The sequence below is a fragment of the Lelliottia sp. RWM.1 genome, assembly GCF_016859735.1.
Classification (GTDB): domain Bacteria; phylum Pseudomonadota; class Gammaproteobacteria; order Enterobacterales; family Enterobacteriaceae; genus Enterobacter.
Genome location: NZ_WLVC01000073.1, coordinates 1 through 9,913 on the forward strand (window position 1 = coordinate 1; position 9,913 = coordinate 9,913).

A 9,913-nucleotide genomic window follows, 5' to 3' on the forward strand; every position below is an offset into this window, starting at 1 on the left:
TGAATGGGTTCATGTGCAGCTCCATCAGCAAAAGGGGATGATAAGTTTATCACCACCGACTATTTGCAACAGTGCCGGCAGGACACCATCAACGACGCAGGGCAGCAGATTGTGAGGCGTCAGCTCAACGTCGCGCCCACGATCACTATTCGGCCCGGATTTCCCGTGCGCGTTCTCGTGACGCGAGACTTGGTACTGGAGCCATATGGAGGGTGATGATGTCGAAGCTTAAGCTAGGCCCCATCGCGGACGACAAGCCGCTTAAGGTACAGGTCGAGCTACCTGCAGCTCTCCACCAGGACCTTGTTGACTACGCCCACCTATTGGGCCGAGAGCAAGGTCAGTCCGCTGTTGACCCAGCTCGGTTAATCGTCCCGATGTTACAACGGTTCATCGCGACAGACCGTGGCTTCGCCAAAGCCAGGCGAACGTTGACGCCGGGGAGCGCCGATTAATCCGTGGTCCCCGCTCTAGAGGGGGTGTCGAAACACTTCAGCAGCAGCGGCAGAGTCGGGTTGTCGTTGTCACTGGAAGAAATTATAGCGGCCGTCGGCGCCCGCGCCGATGGGAGCGGGATCAACGCGATATCCGGCCGGTAGATCACGCTGGTGATGGTCAAGCCGAAGCCCTGTTCGACCATCGTCAGCAGGGTTTCTCGGCTGACTTGTTGGATCGAGAGTTGAACCGCTCCGTCTCCGGCGCCCACCATGCGCCGGAGTATGCCAGCGAGCTCACGCCCAGCGCCATCCGAGCGAACGAGGAAGACTTCGTCACAAACGTCCTCCCACGACAGCTGTGGCCGTGCTGCCAACTCGTGAAGCGGGGACAATGCCACGAACAGATCTGGTTCGCAGAGACGTCGAACTTGGAACTGAGGGCTCTTGCTCGCACTCAGGCTGATTGCTGCGTCCAGTAATCCGCGCTTCACCCCCAAAGTGTTTTCTTCTGAAGTGCCTTCCTCAAGCTTTACCTCGATCGTCGGATGTCTATTTCTGAATGCCGAGAGAATGTTGATGATCGGGCACGCCGGGAACGCTTCAAGCATTCCAAACCTCACGAGCCCGGTCTTGAGTTTCCGCGCGGAGCGGATCTCCGTTGCGGCGTTACGAAGGTAGCGCGCTCCCACCACCGCTTGTTGAAGGAAGCGCTCACCTTCTGGAGTCAGCCCTGCCCCCGCTCGCGTACGCTTGAAGAGAGAAAAGCCAAGTTGGCGCTCAAACAGCTGCACACGTCGGCTGACGGTGGATTGCGATATCGATAGGCGCTCCGCCGCTCGGCGGAAGCTGCCGGCCTCGGCGACCTGAACGGCGTACTTCAGGTATCGGAGATCAAGAGTCAGGTCGGGCATGAGACCCGTCCGATCATACCGGCGGTCTCATCGGCGAACCGCCTGCGCCCGGTGAGCGGCACCCATGCACGTCCACTTTCATCGAGCCCACCCCCGCTAGCGCCTGGGGAACGAGCACGTCCGTTGATCTCAGATGTGGAATCCGAGCTGAGCCCCTCAATGAGCATGACCATGTCCGAATCTGTCATAGATGCATGCGGCGGTCATACATTTTCACACGCTTGAAGTCTATGCGCGAAGCATATATTCTTGCGGTATGGAGCCTGAGGTCGCCAAGTACCATTTAGGTGCACTCGCGTTGGCCGTTGCAGACAGCATCGCCAGTGTCTCGGCCTCGTTTTCACCAAGCGGCCCGGGGACCGCCGTGATGGTGTTACTCAGCATGGAGCCCGGACTGCCGATCAGCGTTTTGGCTACCTCGATCGGGCTTTCTCATGCCGGGACGGTGCGATTGATCGATAGGCTCGAGCGCGAACAGTTGGTGGAACGACGAAGACAAATCACCGACAGGCGGGCGCGCTTCATTCACCTCACCAATTCGGGGAAGAAGATAACGGACGCCTTGCTCAAGGCACGGGAGCAGGTGATCTCCGAATGTATTTCGCCCCTGTCGCCCAATGACCTCGACATTCTAGGCATGCTGTCGGAGCGGCTCCTTGTGGCAAACGGCTTCGACAAAGATGGCTCGGTCAGCCTTTGCCATCTGTGCGGCTACAGCAGGATCGCGCCTTCCCGTGGTAAAGCTAAGCCGGGGCGCTCGCCACGCTGGAACGTCGCATCAGAAGGCTGACGATATGATCAGGCAGGCTTGAAATAATGGGATCGTTTGCGCTCGAACTTCTTCTATGCGTACTTGCCTTCGGGTTCGGATATGCGGCGAACCAAGGCGGAACCTGTTTAGTGGTGGCCGCTCATGAGTTACACAGAAGACAGCCGCCGAAAATGTTCGTCGGATTTCTCGCAGCGTCGGCAGCGGCAGGCCTGGTTGCGGTCCCGATAGTCTGGACGGGAACACTGGGCGCAACACTCGCACCCTCGACCAGCATCAATTTCCTCCTGCTCATCGGCGCCATCGCCTTCGGCCTCGGCGCACTCATTAATGACACATGCCTGCTCGGATCGCTGGCGCGGCTTGGGGATGGGGAGATGCGACTTCTAGCTCTACCCTTGGGATTAACGATTGGTATCTTGGCTGCCGACCATGGCAGGTTCGGCTACGATTCAACATGGCCAAGCTTAATCTCCAAACCGAGCGCAACAGGCCTCGTTACTCTCCTAGCCTTCCTAGTTGTGCTCGTGCTGGCACTCGTTTTCGTTTCCACGAAGAGCGTTCTGCGAACAAAGCCGGGTTGGTCGTTCGGCGCTTCGATGATTGGACTCGGTATCACTGGCGGACTTCTATATGCACTCTCGCCGGCCTGGACCTTCGCAGACGTGATTCAACGCGCCCTTCCTCTCAGAATGTCCCCGGCCGGCGAGGTCGCGCTCACTGCGGTGATCTCTTCGATCGCAGGCGCCCTAACCGCCTCCTTTCGCCAAGGCAATCTGCGTCTCCAACTGCCGACAGCCAATGGCATTCTGCGATCTGTCGTCGGCGGCACATTGATGGGTATCGGCATCGCGCTCATACCCGGCGGGAATGATGGGTTGATCCTCGCAGCGGTTCCGACTCTTTCACCTGGTGGGATAGTCGCCTACCTTCTGATGACGACGACAATCGTCTTCGGATTTGCAGCGCGTGGTAAGTTATTCCGGCGCTGCCTTTCACGGCCATGATAAGGGCAACAGAGGACTTGCCCTCCTGACATGAGCATTTATCCCGACCGGGAATATCGGCTGACTAGCTCGTATGCCTTTGCAGGCCCTTGGACCATGATGACCACTTCAAAGGCCGCCGGCCCCAGAATCCTGTAGGTTGCATGGTAGGTGTCGTCTCCGCAGGCATAGACGCCACTCGCTTCCAACCCGGTATCCGTCCGCGAGAAACTCAAGCTGAGGAACTGCGTCCCGATATGAGGTCCGTCTGCGAACTCGACGACAACACTGTCCTCGCTCAAGCGATAGCGATACTGCCGGCACGCGGAGAATACTCTGCCATCTGCCAGTGAGAGAATGCCGCTCTCTCGATAAGCGAGCGCGCCTTCGCCGATCGCTGCTACGATTTCGGTGGGCATGGTTATCTCGTCCAGGGCCGCGTCCATCCGTACAGGCTGGACGTTTGCCAACGGGCTATAGGCCCACCCGGAGCGCCAGCCCCATCAAGTCAAAATCCCGCAAAGGTCGCGCGTTTGCTGGGTAAAGGCATCGCCGATGAGGATGGCTTCGTGAGGCAGCGAAGCGCGAGCCAGCCGCTCGACATATCTCGCTTATTAGTATATGGTATATGCGTCGCGCATATACTGCAACGCCTGCCCGAAGCACGTAGACGACGTTCGTGACGTTCCCACGGGACCACTGTTGAGGAATTTTAGATGAGCATTTTCGACCGTTATGAATTTCTTGTCCCCGAGCACGGTCGGAGGGATCTTGGCCTGCTTAGATGGGCTCTCGTGATCGTATTTCTGTGGTTCGGCGCGATGAAGTTCACAGCGTACGAGGCCTATGGTATCGCCCCGTTTATCGAACACAGCCCGATCATGAATTGGCTCGGCATGTTCGGGACGCAGGGGCAAAGCTATTTCATCGGCGTTATCGAGTTATCGACCGGTCTCGTTCTGATCCTTGGTGCATTTCGTCCACTCTTCTCTGCGCTAGGCGCACTAATGTCAGCAGCGACCTATCTGATCACGCTGACCTTTTTCATCACCACTCCAGGTGTCGCGGAGCAGACTGCCGGCGGCTTTCCTGCGATTTCGGCTGCACCAGGGCAGTTTCTACTGAAGGACGCAGTTCTGCTAGCGGCGTCCCTCGTGCTGCTGCGTGCTTCGGTCCGCCACAGAGGGGCGCTTGTGCTCTCGTGACTGTGGTCCTCTCGTGACGGCGGGCGTGCAAATCCTGCAGAACCTCCGCGGGGCATGGATGCTCCGTCGCGATATCGAGCCCGGAGGCGCTCAGCTGCATGGCGACGCGGTCTTCGCCCGTTTCGCCGCAATCCCCGACGTCGTGGAGCACGGACTGTTCCTCAATGGGATTGATACAATCGTGATCGCGCGCGGTGACACGATGGAAGTGCGACGCCGGGGGCAAGCTAGGTCTCGCTGATCTGCACCTGCGCGGCCTGGATGACAGCGCTGACGCGGAGTGATTCTCGGGCGCGACCTACGGCGATTCCGAGCGAAAAGGCTTGCCCTATAGCCGCCAGGTATCAACGGTTCCGCGGCCTTAACGAGCCGGACCCGTTTTTTTCGGCGCGCTCGATCAGTCGAAATCCTCCGAAACCCTTCTAAAACAGGACATTTTCCACAAGCCGCGCGGAGGAAGAGGACCACGGTATGGCTTGCTGTCTATGCTCCGCGCACATATAGATGTGGCAATGGATGGACCTCGAGATCGAAACATTTTCGGGGCGTTCGCACTCATGATCAGCGACGACATCGTTCGCGCTAGTTCATCGCGGGCGCCGGAAGCTGGACCCGCCGCCTCAGCGCTGGCGTTGCTCGCGCACAAGCCCGGGCTCTCGATCCGTATGCTTGCGATCGGGGTGGGCCTTTCACATGCTGGAACTGTTCGCCTGGTGGATAGATTGGTAAGCGAGGGATTGATCGAGCGTAGGGAGCATTCGACAGACGGGCGCGCGCGATCCCTCTATCTTACTCCAACTGGCAAGGTCGCGAGCGACGAGGTCCTGGCCTCGCGCGATCAAGTGATTGCCGAAGGGCTATCGATCCTTAATCCAGACGAACTGAAAACCTTATCGGACATCGCTGAACGCGTTCTCCGAAATCGCTTGGAAAACCTCGAGCAGTCATACCGCATCTGCCGCTTGTGCTGCTACGAGGGCTGCACGAACTGCCCCGTCGATGCCGAATTGCATGAGCGAGGTGTGGACCGCGAGAAGAACGACGACGCGTAGGAGACTCGCAATTGCGGCAGCTCAACGCTGCTCAGATGGCGGGGCTTCATAATGTCAGCGAGCCTACCATCAGCCGCATTCTTTTGGCTACGCGTCAAGCCGGCCGATCGGGCATGGCGGTCTCATTCTAATATGTCGGTGATCGCCCCACTTTTAGCCGCTCAATTGATCGGAACGCGGTTTCGGAAGCGGCCGTTCAAACCACTCGCTGCATTCCCATTTCTCTATGTCCGATAGGTAGTTTCGGGGAAAAGCAGTCGGGAACAGGTTTCGGGAACGCATGCTCCGGCAGGAGCGCAGCGCGCGTCCCAAACGCGTTTTCCCGGTAGAGCTTCCCAATCGGCAAAGTGCGGGCCACCTCAGACTGCGAACGCGAAAAACCGCCTGGCTGGTCACTCAAGGCAGGGTAACGACGATTTTCGCTGCGGATACACCCGCCTTCAGGGCTTCCAAGGCAGCCTGGAGCATTTCAAGGCCCTGGCCCACGATCTTCGCCGGAGGGGCGGGGACGAACGTGCGCGCCGCGAGAGCCTGCGGCAGGAATTCGCGGTAGATCATTGGACCAACCTCGTCATCCTTGAGGCTCGTCCCGGAGATGTGCGTCGCCTCGACTCCAAATGAACGCTCGTCGGGCGGGGCCAGCGTCGCTGCCACCCGGCGCGAGCCCTCGCATCTCGCAACTACGGCAAAACAGTCTTTCATGTGACCGGTCGCGTGAAGCGTTCCAGCGAGACTGCGCCCGCGCATTGCCTCAATCACGTCTTCCACGATGGCTGGACTCGAGTGGTCAAGAACCTCGCTTGCACCCAGCTCCTTCAACAGGCCGACGTTGCGCGCCGAAGCGGTGGCGACGCACCTGTAGCCCGACGCCACCGCGAGCTGGATGGCGTTGCAGCCAACGCTCGACGATCCACCCCAGACCAGAACGACCTCTGGACGCGCGGTCGGCGAGTGTAACGGTGGCGCGAGAGCCAACTGTGTCCGTCCGTAGAGCCCGCTTGCGGCGGTGCCAAGGCCAAGCGGGAGGACTGCCGCATCAGCGAAGGCAATGTTGTTGGGGATCGGCGCCGCCATGTGGTCCAGCACGATCGTGTGGTGCTGGAACGCACCCTGCGCAGGTTGATTTACGGTTGTCCCGACCGCCTGTCCGATGACTCGATCGCCGACCTTGAACCGCTCGACCGCGCCACCGACCGCCGCGACCTCACCGGAGACGTCGCTGCCGAGAATCGCGGGATAGTCGAGCCATGGCAAAAGCGCGACGTCCTGCAGAATCCAGTCGAGTGGGTTGATCGCGATGGCCGCGTTGCGGATCAATATCTCGTTCGCCGCCAGATGCGGCAGAGCGGTGACACCGATCCTCAGTGGCTGCCCCGGCGCTTTCTGCCAGGCGGCCTGATTAGTCACGGTTTCGGTCATCATCAACTCTTTCTGTCAAGTATTACAGCTGGGCGTTCGTCTGAGCGGTCCAACCGCCAGGTCGGGCGCACGAAGTGGCAGCTATAGCCCCCAGGATAGCGCACCAGGTATTCTTGGTGCTCTGGCTCCGCCTCCCAAAAGGGTTCTTCTGGGTTGATCTCCGACACGACCGGGCCTGGCCAGCTTCCTGATGCCTCGATTTCCGCGATGGTTGTGAGGGCGACTTCCTTCTGCACTTCGGTGGTGTAGAAAATCGCCGATCGATAGCTCGGACCGACATCGCTGCCTTGTTGCTCGTAGGTCGTGGGGTCATGTATCTGGAAGAAGAGTTCCAAGAGCGAGCGATAGGCGAGAACGGAAGGGTCGAAGGTCACTTCCACTGCTTCCGCATGGCCGTAATGTCTCGCGTAGGTCGGATCAGGCATTTCTCCGCCTGTGTAACCGACACGCGTCGAAATGACTCCCCTGGCTCGGCGCAGCAAATCCTCCATGCCCCAGAAGCAGCCGCCTGCGAGAATTGCTCGCTCTGTCGCGGCCGCCCTATTGCCGGTAGGCGATTGGCTCACAGTCCGTTCGCCCTCCTCCGTGTGCGCCACGGTCAAGCCAGCCTCGCGGGATCCGCAGCCTGACTGGCGCTCAAGAGCTCGGTCTGCACGTCCGAACCCCGGATGAGACTCAGATCGACGGGACACCGATCAGCGATCGCGAGGATCCGAGCGCGCTGATCATCACTCAGCGGCCCATCGAGGACAATGGTGCGGGTGAACCGGTCGGGTGGCATCATGTCCGGCACCTTCTCGTGCTGCACGGTCGTGCTCGCCCGTTCGAGCGGAAAGCCCTTGCGGTTCGCATAGAGACGCATCGTCATCACCGTGCAGGCTGCGAGGCCGGCAGATACGAGTTCGTAGGGAGATAGTCCGGTCCCGAGGCCACCGACCGATGCTGGCTCGTCGGCGAACAGAGTGTGCTCGCCGCTGCGGACCTTGAGCTGGAACGTCCCTGCAAGAGTTTCGGTGGAGACGACGCCCTCCGCAACCTCGACCTGCGGAAGATCCGCGCTGAGTGGTGGGAGAAAGCGGCTCGCCCAAACCGCCACCATGGCCGCGGCGTAGTTCGCGTCCGCGACGTCGGTGAGAAGGTGATCCGCGTTGTCGAGCGAGATGAAGCTTTTAGGGTGCCTGGACGCGACGAAGATGCGCGACGCGTGGTCGATGCCGACCACCTGATCCAGCGGAGAGTGCATGACCAGCACCGGCCGTCGCAGGGAGGCAATGGCCTTCTCGACGTCGATCCCCTCAACCGCCTCAAGGAACCCTCGGCGAATGAGGAAGGGCCTACCGGCAATCTCCACCGAGGCCTCGCCCTCGCTCGCGATGGTGTCCAGATCATTCGGTCCGAAGAGGCGCAAGATATGCTGAAGGTCGGCCGGCGCACCAATCGTCGCTACCGCCGCAATATCAGGCATGTCGGCGGCGGCTACGATCGCAGCGGTGCCACCCAGGCTGTGCCCGACGAGGAGGGACGGTGACATGCCCGCCGCCGCCATCGCATTTGCGGCGGCCCGAAGGTCCTCGACGTCCGACGCGAAGTTCACAGGTTCTCCCGTCCCACCGCCGATCCCGGTCCCGGCGAAATCGAACCTCAAGACCCCGATGCCCGCACGCGACAGCGCGCGCGAGATGTGAACAGCGGCGCGACTGTCTTTCCCGCACGTGAAGCAGTGGGCGAAGATCGCCCAGCCCCGCGGCGTCCCTTCCGGCGGTTCGAGGTGCCCGGACAGCGGAGAGCCAGCCCCACTGACAAACGTAAATGATCTTCCTGCCATGTCCATCAAACCTCCAGCACGCGGCTTGGCGGTTGCGCTCTCAGAACCTTCGACGGAGCTGAGCGGAGCGCACCGCCAACCGGTAATCGTCATCTCAGGCTATCATTTATATGTCTGGCGCATATAGACAAGCCCCTATACCATGATTATATGCGCCAAGCATACTTCTGCGACCTGCTTTCCAAAGGCGGTCTCACGGAAGAGGTATCAGTCAGGCGCGTGGGCCAAAGGACTATGGAACTCAATCAAGTCAGCTATTTCATCAACTTGGCCGAGACGCTGAATTTCACAGCGGCCGCTCGCTTGAGCGGTGTGTCACAGCCAAGTCTGACCCGCGCGATCCGCCGCTTGGAAGATGAGCTTGGCGGGCCGCTGATCTATCGCGACGGGAAGAACAGCCGCCTGACTGGCCTTGGCCATGACGTCGAGGCAGAATTCCGGCGCATGGTGGTCGCGATGAAGAGCGTTCGCAATCACTCGGAGCACTGGGCGATGGGGGGGCACCGCGTGCTGGATGTCGCCGTCGCGCCCACCGTCGGACCAAAGGAATTTACGGCATTCTTCGAGAGCGCATTGGCGGAGATGCCATCCATCGAAATCAAGCTGCACTCGCTCCAGTCGAACGAGGACACATCGGAGGTGCTTTCAGGAAAATACCACGCGTGCATCATGCCGCGTGAAACAAGACCGGAACGCAAGCTGGATGTGCATCCTCTATTTCGGGAGCGCTTCGTGCTCGGCTGTTCTGCAAACCATCCCTTGGCTGCCAACGAGATCGTGCGCGGCGAAGACCTGCTCGAGTTTCCTTTCGTCGATCGCCTGAAATGCGAGTTTCGCGATCGGATCCTCGATCACTTCGCGCGACGGGACTTGCTCATGCGACCTCGCTTTCGATCAGATCGCGAGGACTGGGTGCAACGGGTCGTCGCTGACGGCCACGCCATATGCATTCTTCCGGAACGATCGCCGACCGTGCAAGGCCTCGTCACTCGGCCGATCGACGGATTTGTCTTGGAGCGCGAAGTCGTGATCGCGACAGTATCCGGCTCCACGGCAACGGTCGAGATACGGAACATCGCGCAGCTGGCAGCCCGGTATGAGTGGAACTGAATCACGACGTGAAGAGCTTCGGCGCTATGGAAACTATACGCGCAGCGTATTGGATAAATCTGGGGCGCACTGCGATAGTCGGCGCAATGACTGCAAAGATAAATGACAGTGTGTCGAGCTCTCTAAATAGCTGCGCCTAATACCGCTACACTTTTGCCTGACCATGTTTTCCTCCGGGGAATGGGCTGGCGGTTTCCAT

Annotated in this window: 11 protein-coding genes and 1 pseudogene; 7 read left to right on the forward strand and 5 right to left on the reverse strand. The window is 59.9% G+C overall.

The window, feature by feature from the left end:
- Positions 1-78 precede the first annotated feature (78 nt).
- Positions 79-216: pseudogene (locus GF617_RS25525) on the forward strand (TrbI/VirB10 family protein); the annotation flags it as partial.
- Between the two features lie 2 nt (positions 217-218).
- Positions 219-455: a DUF2274 domain-containing protein gene (locus tag GF617_RS25530; protein ID WP_026227538.1), complete on the forward strand. Its 237-nt coding sequence runs from the start codon at positions 219-221 to the stop codon at positions 453-455.
- Here GF617_RS25530 and GF617_RS25535 read toward each other — a convergent pair.
- Positions 452-1,348, reverse strand: a complete 897-nt coding sequence (locus GF617_RS25535; protein ID WP_011191354.1) for a LysR family transcriptional regulator — start codon at positions 1,346-1,348, stop codon at positions 452-454. The genes GF617_RS25530 and GF617_RS25535 overlap by 4 nt on opposite strands.
- A 367-nt stretch (positions 1,349-1,715) precedes the next feature.
- Here GF617_RS25535 and GF617_RS25540 point away from each other — a divergent pair, with 367 nt between their 5' ends.
- On the forward strand, positions 1,716-2,138 hold the full coding sequence (locus tag GF617_RS25540) for a MarR family winged helix-turn-helix transcriptional regulator (RefSeq protein ID WP_223296479.1): 423 nt from the start codon (positions 1,716-1,718) through the stop codon (positions 2,136-2,138).
- A 26-nt stretch (positions 2,139-2,164) separates the two neighbouring features.
- Positions 2,165-3,124, forward strand: a complete 960-nt coding sequence (locus tag GF617_RS25545; RefSeq protein WP_004099025.1) for a YeeE/YedE thiosulfate transporter family protein — start codon at positions 2,165-2,167, stop codon at positions 3,122-3,124.
- A 38-nt stretch (positions 3,125-3,162) separates the two neighbouring features.
- Here the strand turns inward: GF617_RS25545 and GF617_RS25550 are convergent, their stop codons facing one another.
- Entirely contained in the window at positions 3,163-3,522 is a 360-nt protein-coding gene (locus GF617_RS25550) for a DUF6314 family protein (RefSeq protein WP_166479491.1), read from the reverse strand.
- 297 nt (positions 3,523-3,819) lie between these two features.
- On the opposite strand from GF617_RS25550, the gene GF617_RS25555 reads away from it, so the two are divergent.
- On the forward strand, positions 3,820-4,308 hold the full coding sequence (locus GF617_RS25555) for a YkgB family protein (protein ID WP_004099027.1): 489 nt from the start codon (positions 3,820-3,822) through the stop codon (positions 4,306-4,308).
- Positions 4,309-4,865: 557 nt separating this feature from the next.
- Positions 4,866-5,360, forward strand: a complete 495-nt coding sequence (locus GF617_RS25560; protein WP_004099028.1) for a MarR family winged helix-turn-helix transcriptional regulator — start codon at positions 4,866-4,868, stop codon at positions 5,358-5,360.
- 396 nt (positions 5,361-5,756) lie between these two features.
- Here the strand turns inward: GF617_RS25560 and GF617_RS25565 are convergent, their stop codons facing one another.
- Genes GF617_RS25565 through GF617_RS25575 form a run of 3 tightly spaced genes read right to left on the reverse strand, consistent with a single transcriptional unit; the run spans position 5,757 to position 8,610 of the window.
- Positions 5,757-6,782, reverse strand: a complete 1,026-nt coding sequence (locus GF617_RS25565; RefSeq protein WP_004357654.1) for a zinc-binding alcohol dehydrogenase family protein — start codon at positions 6,780-6,782, stop codon at positions 5,757-5,759.
- Entirely contained in the window at positions 6,782-7,345 is a 564-nt protein-coding gene (gene msrA / locus GF617_RS25570; protein WP_011191350.1) for a peptide-methionine (S)-S-oxide reductase MsrA, read from the reverse strand. The genes GF617_RS25565 and msrA overlap by 1 nt, the downstream gene beginning before the upstream one ends.
- A gap of 32 nt (positions 7,346-7,377) precedes the next feature.
- The gene (locus GF617_RS25575) at positions 7,378-8,610 is read right to left on the reverse strand and encodes a bifunctional alpha/beta hydrolase/OsmC family protein (protein WP_004357650.1); all 1,233 of its coding nucleotides are present in this window, start codon (positions 8,608-8,610) and stop codon (positions 7,378-7,380) included.
- Positions 8,611-8,838: 228 nt separating this feature from the next.
- On the opposite strand from GF617_RS25575, the gene GF617_RS25580 reads away from it, so the two are divergent.
- Entirely contained in the window at positions 8,839-9,714 is an 876-nt protein-coding gene (locus GF617_RS25580) for a LysR family transcriptional regulator (protein ID WP_011191349.1), read from the forward strand.
- The last annotated feature ends 199 nt before the right edge of the window (positions 9,715-9,913 follow it).

Coding starts and splice junctions, on each gene's coding strand:
- GF617_RS25530 (WP_026227538.1), top strand. CDS start 219: ATGTCGAAGCTTAAGCTAGGCCCCATCGCGGACGACAAGCCGCTTAAG.
- GF617_RS25575 (WP_004357650.1), bottom strand. CDS start 8,610: ATGGACATGGCAGGAAGATCATTTACGTTTGTCAGTGGGGCTGGCTCT.
- GF617_RS25540 (WP_223296479.1), top strand. CDS start 1,716: ATGGTGTTACTCAGCATGGAGCCCGGACTGCCGATCAGCGTTTTGGCT.
- GF617_RS25550 (WP_166479491.1), bottom strand. CDS start 3,522: ATGCCCACCGAAATCGTAGCAGCGATCGGCGAAGGCGCGCTCGCTTAT.
- GF617_RS25545 (WP_004099025.1), top strand. CDS start 2,165: ATGGGATCGTTTGCGCTCGAACTTCTTCTATGCGTACTTGCCTTCGGG.
- GF617_RS25555 (WP_004099027.1), top strand. CDS start 3,820: ATGAGCATTTTCGACCGTTATGAATTTCTTGTCCCCGAGCACGGTCGG.
- GF617_RS25535 (WP_011191354.1), bottom strand. CDS start 1,348: ATGCCCGACCTGACTCTTGATCTCCGATACCTGAAGTACGCCGTTCAG.
- GF617_RS25560 (WP_004099028.1), top strand. CDS start 4,866: ATGATCAGCGACGACATCGTTCGCGCTAGTTCATCGCGGGCGCCGGAA.
- GF617_RS25565 (WP_004357654.1), bottom strand. CDS start 6,782: ATGATGACCGAAACCGTGACTAATCAGGCCGCCTGGCAGAAAGCGCCG.
- GF617_RS25580 (WP_011191349.1), top strand. CDS start 8,839: ATGGAACTCAATCAAGTCAGCTATTTCATCAACTTGGCCGAGACGCTG.